Origin of the sequence: Flavobacterium algoris (assembly GCF_048158525.1) — a bacterium.
Lineage (GTDB): Bacteria > Bacteroidota > Bacteroidia > Flavobacteriales > Flavobacteriaceae > Flavobacterium > Flavobacterium algoris.
In genome coordinates this window covers 89,960-109,226 of record NZ_JBLNKT010000005.1, presented here as the reverse complement: position 1 = coordinate 109,226, position 19,267 = coordinate 89,960, and the positions used below count along the sequence as shown (strand labels likewise).

The window sequence follows — 19,267 nt, the reverse complement described above, 5'->3', positions numbered from 1 at the left end:
CTTTATTGTTATATTAAAATTTAGCTATTTAAAAAGCAACATTCCATTTTGGTAATCTTCCATTTTCGTCAAGGAAATTTTGTAAAACTTGTCCTTCTACGAATGTTGGTATTGCTTTAGTCTTATCGTTGAAAGTCTCATACCATACTACTTCCAAAGTACTGATATCTTCGATTTTCATTTGTGCTGGCCAAGAATATTTTCTTCCTGTTTTTGCAAACTGATGTCCTTCTACAATTTTATCTTTTAAACCACCATTTTTAATTTTCAAAGTTCCGTTGTTCTGAACAGTTCCGGTAGAACCAACCATAATTAACTCTTTTTCATCCCCTACTGAATACACTAAAAATACTCCAGATCCTTCTGAAGCATTGCATACTTCTTCTAAACTATCGTCTATAGTAAATGAAAACTGATTGCTAACTTTGAATTTTTTTAACTCTTTGTACATATTATTTTATTTTTATGTGAATTGGCTTCGGCAAAAAAATACCCCACAAAATCGTGAGGCCCATTAGAAACCATTCGTTTATGTTTGCTCTTATTAGTATTACATCTGAAAAAACAGATCAATTTAATAAAGTGCAAAGGTATTTCTTTAATTCAGTTTATACTAAAAAAGCCCCACAAATTGTGAGGCTTTTAAAATATTTAATTCTCGGTTAGATTAACCTAAAACTTCTTTTACTTTTTTACCAATTTCAGCTGGTGAATCCACAACGTGAATACCACATTCTCTCATAATTTGTTTTTTAGCTTCGGCAGTATCATCAGATCCACCAACAATAGCACCTGCATGTCCCATTGTACGTCCTGGAGGAGCCGTAACTCCTGCAATGAATCCTACAACTGGTTTACGGTTTCCATCAGCTTTAATCCAATGAGCAGCGTCAGCTTCTAATTGTCCACCAATTTCACCTATCATTACGATACATTCTGTTTCTGGGTCATTCATCAATAATTCAACCGCTTCTTTTGTCGTAGTTCCAATAATTGGATCTCCACCAATACCAATTGCAGTAGTAATTCCTAATCCTTGTTTTACTACTTGGTCAGCTGCTTCGTACGTTAATGTTCCTGATTTAGAAACAATTCCAACAGTTCCTTTTTTGAAAACAAAACCTGGCATAATACCAACTTTAGCTTCTCCTGGAGTTATTATTCCTGGACAGTTAGGTCCTATTAATCTAGCATTTCTTTCTTTAACATAACTATTTGCTTTTATCATGTCAGCCACAGGAATTCCTTCCGTAATTGCAATAATTACTTTTATTCCTGCATCAGCAGCTTCCATAATTGCATCAGCAGCAAAAGCTGGCGGTACAAAAATGATAGTAGTATCAGCTCCTGCTTGTTCTACAGCATCTTTTACAGTATTAAAAACAGGTCTGTCTAAGTGAGTGGTCCCACCTTTTCCCGGAGTTACACCACCAACAACGTTAGTACCGTACTCAATCATTTGAGAAGCATGGAAAGTTCCTTCGCTTCCTGTAAATCCTTGGACAATTATTTTGGAATCTTTATTAACTAAAACACTCATGATATATATTTTATGTAGTTTTTAAATTTGTGATACAAAAGTAAGGTTTTGTAAATTATTTTGAAGCCTTTTTTTGTCAAAATGTATTATGATAATTGACTCATTTGGTAGCCTCTGAACAATTTATTATCTTTTATTTGCCAAATAGTAATAAAATGTGCCAATAACATTTCTTCTCGTGGGTTTTCAATTGTTTTTACAAAATGAGAATACCGTACCGAAATTAAATCTTTTTCTGCAATAATATGGCTTATTCTAACTTTAGAGCGAACATAAGCTTTACTTAAATCATTCGCTAAATGGAGTAACGATTCATAATTCAATTGAACAAATCCTTTACTGCTATTCCATTCAACAATTACTTCGGGATGCAAAAAATCTTTCATGACTTCGCTGTCAATTAGTGCATCCGATTTATAAAATTTCTGAACGATTTCTTTAGCAGACATAATTATTTTAGTTTATTTAAAATTTCTGGTATCTTTTTAATATTAGCCAGCTGCTTTAATTTCTCTCTTGATTCTTCAATTGGTGTCCCAAAATAAGATTTACCGCCTTCTACTGATTTTGTAACGCCTGTTTGACCAAGTATGACAGCCTTCGCTCCTATTGTAATTCCGCTAGTGGTTCCTACTTGTCCCCAAATTGTAACTTCATCTTCAATAATTACGCAACCTGCAATTCCCGTTTGTGATGCAATCAAACATTTTTTTCCAATCACAGTATCATGACCTACATGTACCTGATTGTCAATTTTTGTACCTTCGCCAATGGTTGTATCACCAGTAACACCTTTGTCAATAGTACAAAGTGCTCCTATCCCGACATTGTCTTTGATTACTACTCTTCCGCCGGAAAGTAATTGATCGTATCCTTCGGGGCGTTTTTTATAATAAAAAGCATCCGCACCCAAAACCGTTCCTGCATGAATGATTACATTATTTCCAATTACGGTATAATCATAAATTGATACATTGGAATGTATTAAACAATTTTCTCCAATAACAACATGATTTCCAATAAAACTATTAGGCTGAATTACAGTTCCTGAACCTATTGAAGCTGAAGTGGCTATTGAAACATTGGAAAATTGAAAAGGCTTGAAATAATTCGTTAATTTATTGAAATCTCTAAATGGATCATCCGAAATCAACAATGCTTTTCCTTCTGGACATGTTACATTTTTATTTATTAAAACTATAGTAGCTGCTGAATTTAATGCTTTATCATAATACTTGGGGTGATCCACAAAAACTATATCTCCAGATTCGACAACATGAATTTCATTCATTCCAGTTACTGGAAAATTTTTATCACCAACATATTCACAGTTGATAATAGTCGCAATTTCTTCTAAAGAATAAATTTTTTGGAATTTCATTTATTTAGTTTTTAGTTCTAGTTTTAAGTCTTAATTTTCAATCGCAATGACACAAAATCTCTACTGCGACTGAAAACCGAATACTCTAAACTATTCCTTAACGCGTTCCATGTAAGAACCCGATGTAGTATCAATTTTAATTTTGTCACCTTCATTTATAAACAAAGGAACATTTACAGTTGCACCTGTTTCAACAGTCGCTGATTTTGTTGCATTTGTGGCAGTATTTCCTTTAATTCCTGGTTCAGCATAAGTCACCTCAAGTATTACTGAAGCTGGCATATCTACTGAAAGTGGTAAATCAGTTTCTGTATTGATACTTACCATTACATTTTCTCCTTCTTTCAATAAATCTGGTGAATCTAAAATGTTTTTATTTAAAGTAATTTGTTCGAAAGTTTCCGTGTTCATAAAATGAAAATCATCACCTTCAGGATATAAATATTGAAATTTATGGTTTTCTACTCTAACTTCTTCTATTTTATGTCCTGCAGAAAAAGTATTGTCCAATACTTTTCCATTCGTCAAACTTCTAAGTTTAGTTCTAACGAAAGCCGGACCTTTGCCTGGTTTAACGTGAAGAAATTCTATGATTTTGTATATATCATTGTTGTATTTTATACACAATCCGTTTTTAATATCTGATGTAGATGCCATTTTTATGTTTATTTGTTTCCCCACCGCGGCCCTCCCCGAAGGGGAGGGAGAATAGATGGAAATGTGTTACTTATTATTTTATATTATTACTTTATTTTGTATCATGCTATATTTTTTAGAATATAGTTACGGTTACACTCCCTCCCCTTCTGGGAGGGCTGGACTGTGAATTAATAATTCCCTGAATATCCTTTCATTATTCCTCTTGACGAATTTCTGATAAAATCAATAATTTCATCTCTTTCCGTAGTAGCTTCCATCTCAGCTTCGATAATATCTAATGCCTGAGAAGTATTATAATTTTTCTGGTATAGAATTCTATAGATATCTTGGATTTCTCTGATTTTTTCAGTTGTAAAACCACGTCTTCTTAATCCAACAGAATTAATTCCAACATATGATAAAGGCTCTTTAGCCGCTTTTGTATAAGGCGGAACGTCTTTTCTTACCAAAGAACCACCTGAAATCATCGCATGATCTCCAATACTAATAAATTGATGAATTGCTGCCAAACCACCAATAACTGCAAATTTACCTACTGTAACGTGACCAGCTAAAGCTACTCCATTAACAATAATAGCATTGTCACCTATGTGACAATCGTGAGCTATATGCGCCGTTGCCATTACCAGACAATTATTTCCTAAAGTAGTTTGTCCGGATGCAATTGTACCTCTATTAATTGTTACACACTCTCTAATTGTACAATTATCGCCAATTATCGCTAAAGAATCTTCTCCTCCAAACTTCAAATCCTGCGGTACCGCCGATATTACTGCACCAGGGAAAATATTACAATTTTTTCCAATTCTCGCGCCTTCCATAATGGTAACATTCGAACCTATCCAAGTTCCATCTCCAATAACTACATTATTATGAATGGTTGTAAAAGGTTCTATGACTACATTTTTGGCGATTTTTGCGCCAGGATGAACATATGCTAATGGTTGATTCATCTGCTTTTTTGTTTTTATATTTATTAGAGAAAAAAAATAAATCACTTGCTCTTTTTCAAACGAAGTAATAATTTTTCAATCTAAATCTATTGTTTTTTGGCAATTTGCGCCATTAACTCTGCCTCAGCAACTAGTTTTCCATTTGCGTAAGCATTCGCTTGCATATGACAAATTCCTCTTCTGATTGGTGTTATTAAATCACATTTAAAAATTAAAGTATCACCAGGTAACACTTTATGTTTGAATTTGACATTATCAATTTTCATAAAATAAGTCAAATAATTTTCTGGATCCGGAACGGTGCTTAATACCAGAATCCCTCCTGTTTGCGCCATGGCTTCTACAATAATAACGCCAGGCATTACTGGAGCACCTGGGAAATGACCAACAAAAAAACCTTCGTTCATGGTAACGTTTTTCAACCCTACAATATGACTTTCGGACATTTCTAAAATTCTGTCAATAAATAAAAATGGAGGTCTGTGAGGAAGAACCGACATAATTTTATGGATATCCATTAATGGTTCTTGATGTAAATCATAAACCGGCACAAAATTTCTTTGTTCTATTTTTATAATTTTAGCCATTTTTTTTGCAAATTGAGTATTCACAAAATGTCCTGGTTTATTGGCTATTACTTTACCTTGAATTCTAGTTCCTATTAAAGCTAAATCACCTACCACATCAAGCAGTTTGTGTCTTGCTGCTTCATTTGGATAATGTAATGTAAGATTATCTAAAATACCATTTGGTTTAACGGTTATTTCGTCTTTTCCAAAAGCGATTTTCAAATTTTCCATTGTAGTTGCCGATATTTCTTTATCTACGTACACAATGGCATTATTCAAGTCACCTCCCTTAATTAAACCATTTTCTAACAATGATTCTAATTCATGCAAAAAGCTAAACGTTCTGGACTCCGATATTTCAGTTTTAAAATCAGAAATACTTTTCATCGTAGCATTTTGGGTTCCCAAAATTTTAGTACCAAAATCCACCATAGCAGTGACAGAATAATGATCGTTAGGCATTACTAAAATTTCACTTCCAGTAGCTTCATCAGTAAAAGAAATAACTTCTTTTACCACATATACATTTCTTTTAGTGCCTTGTTCTTCTATTCCGGCTTCCTCGATAGCTGCTACAAAATACTTAGAAGAACCATCCATTATAGGTAGTTCAGAAGCATTTAATTCAATAATGACATTGTCTAAATCGCAACCAATTAATGCAGCTAAAACATGTTCAGGTGTTTGTATTTTAACCCCTAGTTTTTCTAAATTGGTTCCTCTTTGTGTGTTTACAACATAATTTGCATCAGCTTCAATAATAGGTTGCCCTTCTAGATCTACTCGAACAAAAGTGAAACCATTATTGACTGGAGCAGGTTTAAAAGTCATTGTAACTTCTTTTCCTGTGTGTAATCCAACTCCAGTTAGTGAGATTTCTGTTTTGATGGTCTTCTGTTTAACCATTTTTTCCATTTTTTTGGTTTAATATTTGTTTTTTTAATTCTTCTATTTCCGCAACAATTTTAGGCAAATTCCTGAAATGAACATAGGATTTACTAAAATCGTTGTAACCAAATGCAGGGCTTCCTTGCAAGACTTCATCATCTTTTATATTCCTTCCTACACCTGATTGTGCTTGAATTCTAACATTATTCCCAATGGTCAAATGTCCTGAAATTCCTACCTGACCACCAATCATACAATTTTTGCCGATTTTTGTGGAACCCGCAATGCCCGTTTGAGCAGCAATTACTGTATTCTCACCAATCTCAACATTATGGGCAATCTGAATTTGATTGTCAAGCTTTACTCCTTTTCTTATTATTGTAGATCCCATCGTAGCCCTGTCAACAGTAGTACAAGAACCAATGTCGACATTATCTTCAATAATAACATTCCCTATTTGCGGAATTTTAGTATAGGTACCATCTAGATTTGGTGCAAAACCAAAACCATCTGCACCAATAATTGCTCCTGAATGTATTGTACAATTTTTACCAATAACGGTCTCCGAATAAATTTTTGCGCCAGCGAATAATATTACATTATCGCCCACAACAACATTATCTCCAAGGAAACAATTAGGGTAAATTTTTACATTTTCTCCTAAAACCACATTTTGACCAACATAACTAAAACTACCAAGATATAAATTATCTCCGTATCTTACACTTTGTGAAAGGAATGACGGTTGCTCAATCCCCGTTTTATTTAACTTTACTTGATTGTAATATTCTAATAATTTTGAAAATGAAGCATAAGCATCTTGCACCTTTATTAAGGTAGTTGTAATCTGCGATTCAGGTACAAAAGTGTCATTAACAATTGTTACTGTTGCTTTTGTAGTATATATATAATTAAGATATTTAGGGTTTGATAAAAAAGTAAGTGAACCCTCAACACCTTCTTCGATTTTAGACAATCTAAAAACTTCTGCCATGGGATTCCCAACAACTTCTCCTTCTAAAATCCCTGCTATTTGTTCTGCTGTAAATTTCATTGCGACAAAAATATAAAAAAATAGATTTTAAATGTTCATTTTATACAAGTTGTTTTGGGAAACATATATAATATTTAGTCACCAATTTAGATAATGATTTTAAATTCAGCTGATCAGAAGATTCTATAACATCTTCAATTGTTCTGTCTTTTTTCAAAATCCGTATGGGTTCCGCTTCTTTACTGTAGGCTTGGTTCTTTATTTTACCTTTGAAAATAAAATAATTAGCCTCCAATAAAGAAATATTATTTTCCAATGCAAAACGTTCTTTCAAAGGTTGCAACTCTTCAATATCAACTTTTTCACTGGTTAATTTTATTTTTAATAGATCACGATTAACAATCATTTTACTCAATGATGACAGTATAAAATCGTCCTGTTTTTGCCAAGATTTTAAAGCACTTATAATATCAAAATCATCCAATTGAGAAAATAAATCTAAATTTTCAGTGTCAAAAGTGTCTAAGGTAACTCTATTTTTCATAAAAAACAGCAACGGTTCGCTACAAGGCAATTGGATTCCTTTTAATGTTAGTTCTTTGGCGCGTTTTAAGACTTTCGTCAAAATTAACTCTGCTACTAAACTCGTTTTGTGCAAATACGCCTGCCAATACATTAAGCGTCTGGACATTAAAAACTTCTCTACAGAGTAAATTCCTTTCTCTTCAATGACCAAAAAATCATCCACCACATTCATCATTTGAATCAGTCGTTCTGAATTGACATTTCCTTCTGCCACACCCGAATAAAAACTGTCTCGTTTCAGGTAATCCATTCGATCCATATCCAATTGGCTCGAAATCAATTGCAACATAAATTTCCTGTCATATTCTCCCTTAAAAACCTGAATGGCTAAACTCAACTGACCGTCAAATTCAACATTCAATTGGTTCATAAACAACAATGATATTTCTTCATGATGAACATCTTCAACAATGCTCTTTTCCATTGCATGCGAAAACGGTCCGTGACCTATATCGTGTAATAAAATAGCAATATACAGAGCATTTTCCTCTTCTGGAGAAATCAAAACGCCTTTAAAACGCAATACGTCAACTGCTTTTTGCATCAGGTGCATGCAACCTAATGCATGATGGAAACGAGTGTGATTCGCTCCAGGATAAACCAAATACGATAAACCCATTTGGGAAATACGGCGCAAACGCTGAAAATAAGGATGCTGAACTAAATCGTAAATTAAGGCATTGGGGATGGTAATAAACCCATAAATGGGATCATTGAATATTTTTAGCTTATTGATTTGACTCACTATAACTTTATTTTTTTTGGTGAACAAATATAAGGAAATTAGACTTTAAAACAGAAAACGTTTGTTAGAACGATTTTGAATCAAATAAAATAGACGTTCCTGTTCGTACAAATACTAAAAAAGGAGAGTTTTTAGCTCTCCTTATCATTGTTTTTAAAGTTTTCTAATCCAGATATTTCTGAATTGCGTTTTGCAACCATGTTCTTGCAACGCAATTACATCATCACCATGTGATAAAGGATAATTATGTAAACCAATATAAAGTGTTAACCCACTGATAGTAGCATTGTTTTGAACTAAAACTCCATTATGTAAAACTGTTATTCTTGCTGGAGCATCTAGTCTTCCATCAGCTTTAAAACGCGGCGCAGTATAGACAATATCGTACGTATTCCATTCTAAAGGCGCTTTCATTGCATTGACTAAAGGCGGTACATCTTTATAAATACTTCCAGCTTGACCATTACTATAAGTTCTGTTGTTATAAGAATCCAATACTTGAAGTTCGTATCTGTTTTGTAAAAATATACCACTGTTTCCTCTCCATTGTCCGCCATCAACAACTGCATCTGGCGCGCTCCACTCAACATGCAATTGACAATCTCCAAATTGCATTTTAGTTTGAATCGCTCCTGAACCCGGCACGACTTCCATATAATCCTTATCTACTATTTTCCAAGCGGCTGATTGCGTTATGTCTTTTTGACTCACCCATTGATCTAAGTTTTTACCATCAAATAACACAATGGCGTCTGAAGGAGCATCACCCATTTTTTTAGCTGGTGTTATTACTTTTACCTGCGGTTCCCAAATCTCAGTCATTTCGGGTTTCATAGGCATCGGATTAACTGCTGGAGGAGTGTTTACATAATCATGTTGTGCCATGGCAACGGTCACTGAAAACAAAGCGATACTTAAAAAATAGTTGCTAATTTTATTCGATTTCATAAATAATTTGGTTTAGTTTCATAAAACTATAAAATTAGAATAAAATCGTTCTGTTTTACATTAGGAACGAAAAAAATATTTCCGGCATTAGTTTCTTGTTTTTTGTATGTAAATCATAACGTTCTTATCAGATTGGAATTATTCAGTCAGTAGATAAAACTGCATATCCATAATTACCTGATCAGCATGATTTTAATGGAGGTAATTTTCTGGCATGGACATCTCTTATCATCCCTTTTTTTTCAAAACGTTGATGGATCCAATATTCCCAACGGTACAACTTGCTTCAATTCGATGTGTATTAAGTTCAATAAATACAAATGCAATACGGATAAATTCATCTTTTTTTCAATAGAATGCAATTAATACTCATCATCCTCATCTAGTTCTGATTCTTTTCTAATTGTAGTATCTGTATTAAAAAATTTGGTTGCGTCTTTTTTATCCTTTTGATTATTTTTAATTAAGTATAGAATTAAAGCAATTGCACCAACTAAAACTACAGCTATAATAATCCAATTTATTTCCATTTTTTTTGTTTTTAGTAAAGTTACAGAATTATAAAAATAAGTAAATTTTGAAATGTTATTAAATGATTAAACCGTAAAAGTAGTAGTTCTAATTTTTTATAAATGACCAAAGCTCTTCCTTTATTACTAACAATATCTATTCTTTATCCTTATAATGCAATTTTAAATTTTTCAATTTGTCGTCTATGACGTAAAACATGTACGATTGCATGTTCCATTAATTGTTCAATGTCATACAATTGTTGCCAAGAAGTCATTATTTTTTTTGTATTATCCAGTTCTTCCAAATCACTATCACTTAAATTGGCTAATGTATTATATGTGAATTCAAGAACGTCATCCAGATTTTTTGTGTATTCAACTATTGACGTATGATTCACTTTTACCGGTCGTTTACTATTTATGTTTTTCGAATTTTGAATGTAAATACAATACGAATAGCCTGAACTTATAACATGTGAAAGTATAGTTTGAATTGATTTGCAGTCCGTATTCTGAGTTTCATTATCTATTACAAATACTAAGGTCGTTTCTGAAATATCTTGAATTACATACTGCAATTCATTAATTGCTTTTTTGTATTCAGCAAGTAAAGCATGAATTGCATTTTGGTTTTTTTTTTCATTCATTTGTAATCTTATTTTTTTTAAGCTTGGTAATTCCAATTCTCGTCCAGGCATACGGTCACTCCTTTACTATCGTTTTTAACAATCATTTTTTAATGATTTTATCGTTTTCAAAAGTCTCTTGATATTCTACGTGATCGTTTCTGTTATACCTAATAATAGAAACGTTTTTCTTGCTATTTTTGAAATTCCCAATTTGCCAAAGTTGCCCAGTCTCCCTATAAAACAGCCACTCTCCTTCCATCAGTCCATTAATAAAAGTACCTTTTGTTTTCACTTTTCCATTTTTGAAAAAATAAGTCAATTTATCCCCAACTAACTCATGGTTTATTTGTCCGTTTACGTAGTGTTTTTTATCTAACATTTGAATCAAATTTTATTATTTAATAATTAGTCCTATTTAAACTCGAGTAGTATTTCTACAATCAAATCGAAAATATACTCGAGCAGTCATAATATGAAACTAAACTAAGACTTACTGAAAATACTTCTAATTTCATGTTTTCTTCTTTTTAATGTGTTTTTTTATATTTCAAGCATCTAAATTACGAATAACTATATTAATAAATTAATTGCAAATAATACAATCCCGTTTTGTTTTCTGATAAATTTTCTTACCCAAATAGTAGTTATAAAACCCAATTGTTATCGCAGCTGCGTGAGGGATGGAAGCGGCATCCTTTCCTTTTTTCTTTAAAAAGGAAAGATACAGCATACAGCCCGCCCCAGACGGAGTTTACGGAGGATGGGGCACGCCCGAAAACAATTTCAATGCGAAAAATTCTTATCTTTGTTTAAAAATACGAGCAACTATTGCGCGAAAAATTATCATAATATTAGCAACTAGCCGTTGCAAAAAACAGTAAATTGGCACTTTCAATTACTACTTTTGAACACTTGTTAATACGAATTATGGATAAAATAAAAATACTTTGGGTGGATGATGAAATCGACCTTTTAAAGCCACACATATTGTTTCTGGAAAAGAAAAATTACGAAGTTACTACTTGTAATAACGGTCGTGATGCGGTTGATATTTTTGAGGAAAACAATTTTGATATTGTTTTTCTGGACGAAAATATGCCCGGAATGAGCGGCTTGGAAACGTTGTCGGAGATGAAAGAGAAAAAATCTTCGGTTCCCATGATTATGATTACTAAAAGTGAGGAGGAATACATCATGGAGGAAGCGATTGGCTCTAAAATTGCCGATTATTTGATTAAACCCGTAAATCCAAATCAGATTTTGTTGAGTTTGAAGAAAAATCTGGATCATTCCCGATTGATATCGCAAAAAACAACCTTGGATTATCAGAAGGAATTTAGAAAAATCACCATGGAAATGGCGATGGTGAATTCCTATGAAGACTGGATTGAATTGTATAAGAAATTGATTTTTTGGGAGCTGGAATTGGAGAATATTAACGATCAAAGCATGGTTGAAATTCTGGAATCCCAAAAAACAGAAGCCAATTCGCAATTTGGAAAATTCATTGAGCGCAATTATGAAGATTGGTTTAAACCAAAAGCGGATAAACCAGTGCAATCGCACACTTTATTTAGAGAATTAGTGGTTCCTGAAATTGTTAAAAAAGATAAACCAATTTTGTTTGTGGTCATTGATAATTTGCGTTACGATCAATGGAAAGCTTTTGAAAGTGTTGTTAGCAATTATTATAAACTGGAAAAAGAAGTTCCGTATTATGCAATTTTACCAACGGCTACACAATATGCAAGAAATGCTATTTTCTCAGGGTTGACGCCACTTGAAATGGAAAAACAGTTTCCGCAATATTGGAAAAATGATCCAGAAGAAGGCGGAAAAAATTTGTATGAAGCAGAGTTTTTGTCTGCACAATTGAAACGTTTGGGATTACATATTAAGGAAGATTATTTCAAAATTACCAATCTTGCCGGAGGTAAAAAACTTGTCGAAGGTTTTAAAGCGTTGAAAAACAACGATTTGGTTACCGTGGTTTACAATTTTGTAGACATGCTTTCGCATGCCAAAACCGAAATGGATGTGGTAAAAGAACTTGCCTCCGATGATAAAGCATATCGCTCGCTGACGTTGAGTTGGTTTAAAAATTCTCCACTTTTGGAAATTATCCAACAGGCACAGAAAATGGGATTCAAGTTGATTTTAACTACGGATCACGGAACTATAAACGTGAAAAATCCGTCGAAAGTAGTGGGTGATAAGAATACCAGTTTGAATTTACGTTACAAAACTGGACGCAGTCTGACTTACGAACACAAAGATGTTTATGCGGTGAAAGAACCAAAAAATATTGGTTTACCAACGATAAATATGAGCAGTTCTTATATTTTTGCAAAAAATGATTTGTTTTTAGCATATGTAAACAATTACAATCATTATGTGAGTTATTATAAAAATACGTATCAGCACGGTGGAATTTCATTGGAAGAAATGATTATCCCATTTTTAGTTTTTAATCCGAAATAAAAAAGTGGCCAGTTTGTAGTGTTCAGTTTGCAGAAAGCCGAGATTACTGAACACTAATCACTGAATAATGAATACTTAAATTATGAATGTTATTTTTTCTTTAGACCAACTCGAGGAAGTTGCACAAAAAATCATAGCCAAAAACCCAAAAAAAGTGATTCTTTTTCATGGAGAAATGGGCGTTGGCAAAACCACATTAATAAAACAATTGTGTAAAACTCTTGGAGTTATAGGGGCTACAAGCAGTCCAACTTTTTCTTTAGTTAATGAATACCAAACTACTAACAATCAAATCGTTTATCATTTTGATTTTTATAGATTGAATCATGAAGTCGAAGCGTTGGACATGGGCGTTGATGATTACTTGTATTCCGGGAATTTGTGTTTTATAGAATGGGCGGAAAAGATTCCGAATTTAATTCCTGAAGCCCATTCTGTCATTACCATTGAACTGCTTCCTAATGGAAAACGCTCTTTAGAATTAAAATAAAAATTACTATGAATTTAGAAAACACAGTTGAAATCATTCCTTTTACCACCGCTTTAACTGAACCTATAAAAACCTTAAATATAGAATGGCTAAAGAAATATTTCAAGGTGGAACCCAAAGATGAAATCGTATTATCGAATCCCCAAGGCGAAATCATTGACAAAGGCGGAATGATTTTTTATGCAAAATACAGTGACAAAATCATTGGTACGGTTTCCTTAATAAAAATCGATGAAACCACATTTGAATTGAGTAAAATGGCAGTTACAGATGGTGTTCAAGGACTCGGAATAGGAAAAAAACTGATGGTTTATTGCATGGATGTCGCTAAAAAGGAAGGCATTAAAAAGCTTATTTTATATTCGAACAGGAAATTACTGCCAGCAATCCATTTGTATAAAAAATTTGGTTTTGTAGAAATAGCTTTAGAAGGAGGCGTTTACGAAAGAGCCGATATTAAAATGGAAAGAATCATCCGCTAATTTTAAATTTTATCATCGATACATTTTCCAGCACTTCAATAGCCTTTTTCTAAAACTTTTTCCGTAAATTGTACCCTAAATTTTACAGCACTAATGCCAATAACGATAACACCATTTACTAAACAGCAGTTATTACCTCAAGAAGAAAAACTCGAGATACGAAGACGAAAAAGTGAACTTTTTATTGGAATCCCAAAAGAAACCAGTTATCAAGAACGCCGCATTTGTCTGACTCCTGATGCTGTAAATACACTGACCTATCATGGCCATCGGGTAATGATTGAAGCTGGTGCAGGTGAAAGTTCCAGTTATTCGGATAAAGAATATTTTGAAGCGGGAGCCGAAATCACTAATGATACCAAAAAAGTATTTAGTTGTCCCATGATACTTAAAGTAGAGCCCGCTACCCTCGCCGAAATTGAAATGATGAATCGGGAAACGATTCTGATATCAGCAATTCAATTAAAGACCAGAAAAAAGGCTTATTTTGAGGCTCTAGCCAAAAAGAAAATCACTGCACTTGCTTTTGAATACATAAAAGATGAAGACGGTACCTATCCGGCAGTCAAATCATTGAGTGAAATTGCAGGAACCGCCTCGATTTTAATTGCAGCCGAATTAATGATTACCAATGAATTTGGAAAAGGGTTATTATTTGGAAATATTACCGGCGTTCCTCCTACTGAAGTTGTTATTTTGGGCGCAGGAACCGTTGGAGAATTTGCTGCCAGAACCGCTATTGGTCTGGGCGCAACGGTTAAAGTATTTGATAATTCGATCACCAAACTCCGCCGATTGCAAAATAATCTAAATCAGCGTGTTTTCACTTCTACCATTCAACCGAAATCTTTATTGAAAGCATTGAGGCGATGTGATGTCGCTATTGGCGCCATGAGAGGCATGGAACGTTGCCCGGTTGTAGTAACAGAAACTATGGTGGAATACATGAAAAAAGGGGCCGTTATCGTAGATGTAAGCATTGATACCGGTGGTTGTTTTGAAACTTCGGAAGTGACTTCGCACGAAAAACCAACCTTTATCAAGAATAATGTTTTGCACTACTGTGTACCCAATATCCCATCCCGTTATTCAAAAACAGCTTCATTGTCCATCAGCAATATAATCACTCCTTATTTGTTACAAATTGCCGAAGATGGCGGAATTGAAAGCGCGTTACGATGTAATAAAGGATTGAAAAACGGCGTTTATCTGTATCATGGAATCTTAACAAATAAAGCAATTGGTGATTGGTTTGATTTACCTATTAACGACATCAATTTAATTGTTTTTTAAACAAACTTTCTTTTACCTTTGCCCAAAAATTAACACATGAAATTCGTACATCGTTTTGCTTATTATCTTATTGGTTTAATATTAGGATTGTTTTTTGTCGCCGCAATTTTCAGTGGAAAAGATACCCGTTGCAATTATTTTCCAAATGCAAGAGTATTAAATGACTTAAGAAATAAACCTTTTGCTTATTCTGAAAAAGCATCCCAAATATTAGCCGAAAAATGGATTGATACCATTGACATAAAAAACACGTTGCAATACGGCGATGTTGACTTTGACAAAAGCAATACCGAATTTCATAAAGGGAAACTATACGTGATTGAAGGCAAAACCATGAAAGGTCAAGAAATTATCCTAAAAATAAAAAACGAAGAAGGCAAAGCTACTTTAGAAGATATTATAAAAAAATAAACTCTTTAATTATTCTTGTTTAGAATTTAATTCTGCAAATAACAGTATTTCAATTTGGGCGTGACCCTACAGATTGCTTCGTCGTTCCTCCTCGCAACTTCGGGTCGTGCTGTACGTTCCCGCTTTTTATGGAGAGGCTGAAACGCCTCTCAAAAAAAGAGCTCCACTGCCATCACTCACGCGGAGCAATGTAAATAAGTTTTTATATCTTTAAATAACGTAATTAATCTACTCAAATCCAGTCGATTGTTGCTATTCCATTTTGTTTCAAATAGGCATTTGTTTTGCTGAAATGTTTGTTCCCAAACCACTTTCCTTGATTCGCACTCATAGGCGATGGATGACCCGATTCCAATACCAAATGTTTGTATCGGTCTATTTTGAGTCCTTTTTTATGGGCAAAATTCCCCCAAAGCAAAAAAACCACATGCTCTTTTTCATCCGAAATTTTCTGGATGACAGCATCCGTAAAAACGTTCCATTTTAAATGTTTATGGCTGTTTGGGTTGTCTTCTCGCACAGTCAACGAAGCATTCAGAAGCAAAACGCCCTGTTTCGCCCAAGTTTCAAGATTGCCAGAAGTAGGCAGAAAAATAGTTCCTAAATCATCCCCTATTTCGCGGAAAATATTGCGCAAAGAAGGCGGAATCCTAACTCCATCATTTACCGAGAAACACAACCCATTGGCCTCGCCTTTTCCGTGATACGGATCCTGACCGATAATAACTACTTTTACATCTTTGAAACTGCAGTAGTTAAAAGCGGCAAAAATTAATTCTTTTGGAGGATAACAAGTATGAATTTTACATTCTTCAGCAACGGTTTCCATTAAATCTTTAAAATAAGGTTTCTGAATTTCATCTGATAAAATAGATTGCCAAGAAGGATTGAGGTTGGGTTGCATATAAATTATTTTACCGTAAAGTTCGCAAAGTTTTTCGCAAAGTCCACTAAAAAATTAATGCATTTCACTTTGAATCTTTGTAACTTTGAAACTTTACAACTTAGCTCATAAAATGATATCCATCACCGAAAAAACGTTACAAGATTTACAATTCCCAACCGTTCTCGATACTATTTCGACGATTTGTAATACTGATATTGGAAAACAAAAAGCATTAGAAATCACGCCTTTCAACGATAAGGAAACCTTGATGCAAGCATTAATGCAAACCTCTGAATATGTTTCCTCTTTCCAGAATAACAATGCCATTCCTAATCATGGTTTTGATGCCATAACGCATGAAATTAAATTTCTTGCCATAGAAGACAGCTTTCTGGAAGTGGGGAGTTTTAGAAAAATTGCTACCATTTCATCCACTGCTAATTTCCTATTGAGTTTCCTGAGAAAATTTGAGGATTATTATCCAAATCTTAACGTAAGGGCATCAGAAGTCGAATTGACTAAAGATATCATCACGATGGTCGACGAAGTAGTCGACAAATATGGCGAAATAAAAGACAATGCCTCACCGGATTTATTAGATATTCGTCGGAATATGAATGTAGTTCGTGGCAAAGTCAATCAAAGTTTTGGGACAGCATTAACGCAATACAATGCTTTAGGTTATTTAGATGACATTAAAGAAAGTTTCGTTCAAAACAGACGAGTATTGGCAGTTCTTGCTATGTATCGCCGTAAAGTAAAAGGATCAATTCTGGGCAGTTCCAAAACGGGAAGCATTGCGTATATTGAACCTGAAACCACACTGAAATATTCCCGTGAACTAAGCAATTTAGAATATGAAGAAAAAGAGGAAATCACCCGAATCCTAAAGCAATTATCAAATAAAATCCGCCCTTTTTTATCGTTGCTTATTCAGTACCAGGATTTCTTAAGTGATATTGACGTGATTGCTGCAAAAGCAAAATATGCCAATAAAATCAATGGAATTTTACCAACAATTACCGAAGATCGCCGACTCTATTTTAGAGATGCCTACCATCCTATTTTGTATTTGAATAATAAGCAGAAAAATGAAATTACCCATCCGCAGACTATTGAATTAAATCAGGAAAGTAGAATCATTGTGATTTCAGGTCCTAATGCTGGAGGAAAAACCATTTCATTGAAAACGGTTGGACTACTTCAATTGATGTTGCAATCCGGAATGTTGATTCCGGTACACGAACGCAGTGAAACGTTTTTGTTTGATCGTATTTTAACAGATATTGGAGACAATCAATCTATTGAAAATCATTTAAGTACATACAGTTACCGATTAAAAAACATGAACTACTTTTTGAAGAAATGCAACAAGAAAACTATGTTCCTGATTGATGAATTTGGTACCGGTTCTGATCCTGAATTAGGAGGCGCATTGGCCGAAATTTTCTTGGAAGAGTTTTATCATCGGGAAGCCTTCGGGATTATTACAACGCATTATTCGAATTTAAAAATTCTTGCGAATGAATTGCCGTGCGCGACGAATGCCAACATGCTTTTTGACGAAAAATCATTAGAACCTTTGTATAAATTGGTTTTAGGACAAGCAGGAAGTTCCTTTACATTTGAAGTGGCGTTGAAAAACGGAATTCCATTTAGTTTAATAAATCGAGCGAAAAAGAAGATTGAAGTGGGAAAAGTGCGTTTCGATAAAACGATTGCTACACTCCAAAAAGAGCGTTCGAAAATGGAAAAAACCTCACAAACACTAAAAGAAGAGGAAACAAAAGCGCGTGAAGAAGGCAAGAAAATGGAAACTATTAATGTAAAAATAAAACAAAAACTGGAAAGCTATCAGGAATTGTATGACAGCAACCAAAAAACGATTTACATTGGCCAAAAAATAGAAGATATAGCCGAGAAATATTTTAATAATAAAAACAAAAAAGACTTGATTGGGGAGTTTTTGAAAATTATTGAAATCGAAAACTCCAAACGCAAAAAAGCCACTCCAAAAGAGGCCAAAGCTATTATTGAAAAGAAAAAAGAAGTTATACAAGAAATCACTGTTCATGTAGAAGAAATTCGTCAGGAAAAGAAAGAGAAGAAACTAAAACCAGTAGTTGTAAAACCAAAAGCTATTCTTAAAGTTGGTGATCGTGTCCGAATGCTGGACGGTAAATCAGTGGGAAGTATTGATAAAATTGAGAAGAACAAAGCAGTGGTTAATTACGGCGTGTTTACTTCGAAAGTAAGTTTAGAGGAATTGGAATTCGTAGAAGCAGGTAAGAAGTAAGCAATCACACTAACAAGGACAAAAGTTGAGCAACTAAATGAGATGACGCCCGTTACTCGCAATGACAAAAAAATGAAAAACCTCCCTAAAGATAAAAAAATAATCCTGTTTGATGGCGTCTGCAATCTCTGCGATTCAGTGGTACAATTCATCATTAAACATGATAAAAAAGATGTTTTTAGGTTTGTGGCACTACAATCAGATTTAGGACAAGAAATCATTAAATACATTGGAATTGACACTAAAAAAATTGATAGTATAATTCTCTACCAGCCCGGAATCGCTTATTACTACAAATCAGAAGCTGCATTAGAAATTGCTAAAAATTTAGGCGGGATTTATTATTTTGGAACTTTATTTTCTATTTTGCCTATTTCTTTTAATAATTATATTTACGATTACATCGCTAAAAATCGGTATAAATGGTATGGAAAAAAGGAAAGTTGCATCATTCCTACAAAAGAACTTCAAGCTAAGTTTCTAGAATAAAATTATTAATTATGATAATTATCATACATTACTTT

At 33.7% G+C, this 19,267-nt stretch carries 21 protein-coding genes; 7 read left to right on the top strand and 14 right to left on the bottom strand.

The annotated features are described in order from the left end of the window. Positions 1–28: 28 nt before the first annotated feature. The 13 genes from ACM55I_RS04235 to ACM55I_RS04175 all read right to left on the bottom strand — a co-directional run bounded on the left by ACM55I_RS04235 (position 29) and on the right by ACM55I_RS04175 (position 10,783). Positions 29–451 carry a hypothetical protein gene (locus ACM55I_RS04235; RefSeq protein WP_314896715.1) on the bottom strand — a complete coding sequence of 141 codons (423 nt, stop codon included), beginning with the start codon at positions 449–451 and terminating at the stop codon, positions 29–31. Between the two features lie 216 nt (positions 452–667). Next, the gene (gene sucD, locus ACM55I_RS04230; protein ID WP_035672307.1) at positions 668–1,540 is read right to left on the bottom strand and encodes a succinate--CoA ligase subunit alpha; all 873 of its coding nucleotides are present in this window, start codon (positions 1,538–1,540) and stop codon (positions 668–670) included. An 86-nt stretch (positions 1,541–1,626) separates the two neighbouring features. Further along, positions 1,627–1,989: a nuclear transport factor 2 family protein gene (locus tag ACM55I_RS04225; protein WP_416845521.1), complete on the bottom strand. Its 363-nt coding sequence runs from the start codon at positions 1,987–1,989 to the stop codon at positions 1,627–1,629. Positions 1,990–1,991: 2 nt separating this feature from the next. Continuing rightward, positions 1,992–2,921, bottom strand: coding sequence for a UDP-3-O-(3-hydroxymyristoyl)glucosamine N-acyltransferase (locus tag ACM55I_RS04220; RefSeq protein ID WP_416845520.1), 930 nt, complete (start codon positions 2,919–2,921; stop codon positions 1,992–1,994). A gap of 90 nt (positions 2,922–3,011) precedes the next feature. Then, positions 3,012–3,578 carry an elongation factor P gene (gene efp / locus ACM55I_RS04215; protein ID WP_416844515.1) on the bottom strand — a complete coding sequence of 189 codons (567 nt, stop codon included), beginning with the start codon at positions 3,576–3,578 and terminating at the stop codon, positions 3,012–3,014. Between the two features lie 170 nt (positions 3,579–3,748). Continuing rightward, positions 3,749–4,534 carry an acyl-ACP--UDP-N-acetylglucosamine O-acyltransferase gene (lpxA, locus tag ACM55I_RS04210; protein WP_416845519.1) on the bottom strand — a complete coding sequence of 262 codons (786 nt, stop codon included), beginning with the start codon at positions 4,532–4,534 and terminating at the stop codon, positions 3,749–3,751. Positions 4,535–4,620: 86 nt separating this feature from the next. Next, positions 4,621–6,009, bottom strand: a complete 1,389-nt coding sequence (locus ACM55I_RS04205) for a bifunctional UDP-3-O-[3-hydroxymyristoyl] N-acetylglucosamine deacetylase/3-hydroxyacyl-ACP dehydratase (protein ID WP_416845587.1) — start codon at positions 6,007–6,009, stop codon at positions 4,621–4,623. Then, positions 6,002–7,045: a UDP-3-O-(3-hydroxymyristoyl)glucosamine N-acyltransferase gene (lpxD, locus tag ACM55I_RS04200; RefSeq protein ID WP_416845518.1), complete on the bottom strand. Its 1,044-nt coding sequence runs from the start codon at positions 7,043–7,045 to the stop codon at positions 6,002–6,004. The genes ACM55I_RS04205 and lpxD overlap by 8 nt, the downstream gene beginning before the upstream one ends. Positions 7,046–7,085: 40 nt before the next feature. After that, on the bottom strand, positions 7,086–8,315 hold the full coding sequence (locus ACM55I_RS04195) for an HD domain-containing protein (protein WP_416845517.1): 1,230 nt from the start codon (positions 8,313–8,315) through the stop codon (positions 7,086–7,088). Between the two features lie 153 nt (positions 8,316–8,468). Then, on the bottom strand, positions 8,469–9,263 hold the full coding sequence (locus ACM55I_RS04190; RefSeq protein WP_416845516.1) for a 3-keto-disaccharide hydrolase: 795 nt from the start codon (positions 9,261–9,263) through the stop codon (positions 8,469–8,471). 362 nt (positions 9,264–9,625) lie between these two features. Continuing rightward, positions 9,626–9,793 carry a hypothetical protein gene (locus ACM55I_RS04185; protein ID WP_416845515.1) on the bottom strand — a complete coding sequence of 56 codons (168 nt, stop codon included), beginning with the start codon at positions 9,791–9,793 and terminating at the stop codon, positions 9,626–9,628. Between the two features lie 149 nt (positions 9,794–9,942). After that, a complete protein-coding gene (locus tag ACM55I_RS04180) occupies positions 9,943–10,422 on the bottom strand; it encodes a DinB family protein (RefSeq protein ID WP_416845514.1) in 480 nt (159 codons plus the stop codon). Positions 10,423–10,504: 82 nt separating this feature from the next. After that, complete coding sequence (locus ACM55I_RS04175) at positions 10,505–10,783, bottom strand: toxin-antitoxin system YwqK family antitoxin (RefSeq protein WP_416845513.1); 279 nt, start codon at positions 10,781–10,783, stop codon at positions 10,505–10,507. A 548-nt stretch (positions 10,784–11,331) separates the two neighbouring features. On the opposite strand from ACM55I_RS04175, the gene porX reads away from it, so the two are divergent. The 5 genes from porX to ACM55I_RS04150 all read left to right on the top strand — a co-directional run bounded on the left by porX (position 11,332) and on the right by ACM55I_RS04150 (position 15,561). Beyond that, positions 11,332–12,885 (top strand): T9SS response regulator signal transducer PorX, encoded by a 1,554-nt coding sequence (gene porX / locus ACM55I_RS04170; RefSeq protein ID WP_039108168.1) that lies wholly within the window; start codon positions 11,332–11,334, stop codon positions 12,883–12,885. Between the two features lie 82 nt (positions 12,886–12,967). Next, positions 12,968–13,375 carry a tRNA (adenosine(37)-N6)-threonylcarbamoyltransferase complex ATPase subunit type 1 TsaE gene (gene tsaE / locus ACM55I_RS04165; RefSeq protein ID WP_416845512.1) on the top strand — a complete coding sequence of 136 codons (408 nt, stop codon included), beginning with the start codon at positions 12,968–12,970 and terminating at the stop codon, positions 13,373–13,375. Between the two features lie 8 nt (positions 13,376–13,383). Then, a complete protein-coding gene (locus tag ACM55I_RS04160) occupies positions 13,384–13,857 on the top strand; it encodes a GNAT family N-acetyltransferase (RefSeq protein WP_416845511.1) in 474 nt (157 codons plus the stop codon). Positions 13,858–13,950: 93 nt separating this feature from the next. Then, entirely contained in the window at positions 13,951–15,150 is a 1,200-nt protein-coding gene (locus ACM55I_RS04155) for an alanine dehydrogenase (RefSeq protein ID WP_416845510.1), read from the top strand. A gap of 36 nt (positions 15,151–15,186) precedes the next feature. Then, entirely contained in the window at positions 15,187–15,561 is a 375-nt protein-coding gene (locus ACM55I_RS04150; RefSeq protein ID WP_416845509.1) for a DUF4258 domain-containing protein, read from the top strand. A gap of 232 nt (positions 15,562–15,793) precedes the next feature. Here ACM55I_RS04150 and ung read toward each other — a convergent pair whose 3' ends face one another. Then, a complete protein-coding gene (ung, locus tag ACM55I_RS04145) occupies positions 15,794–16,465 on the bottom strand; it encodes a uracil-DNA glycosylase (protein WP_416845508.1) in 672 nt (223 codons plus the stop codon). Positions 16,466–16,577: 112 nt separating this feature from the next. On the opposite strand from ung, the gene ACM55I_RS04140 reads away from it, so the two are divergent. Both ACM55I_RS04140 and ACM55I_RS04135 read left to right on the top strand, forming a co-directional pair. Next, a complete protein-coding gene (locus ACM55I_RS04140; RefSeq protein WP_416845507.1) occupies positions 16,578–18,743 on the top strand; it encodes an endonuclease MutS2 in 2,166 nt (721 codons plus the stop codon). A gap of 72 nt (positions 18,744–18,815) precedes the next feature. Next, positions 18,816–19,232: a thiol-disulfide oxidoreductase DCC family protein gene (locus ACM55I_RS04135; protein ID WP_416845506.1), complete on the top strand. Its 417-nt coding sequence runs from the start codon at positions 18,816–18,818 to the stop codon at positions 19,230–19,232. Positions 19,233–19,267: the final 35 nt, after the last annotated feature.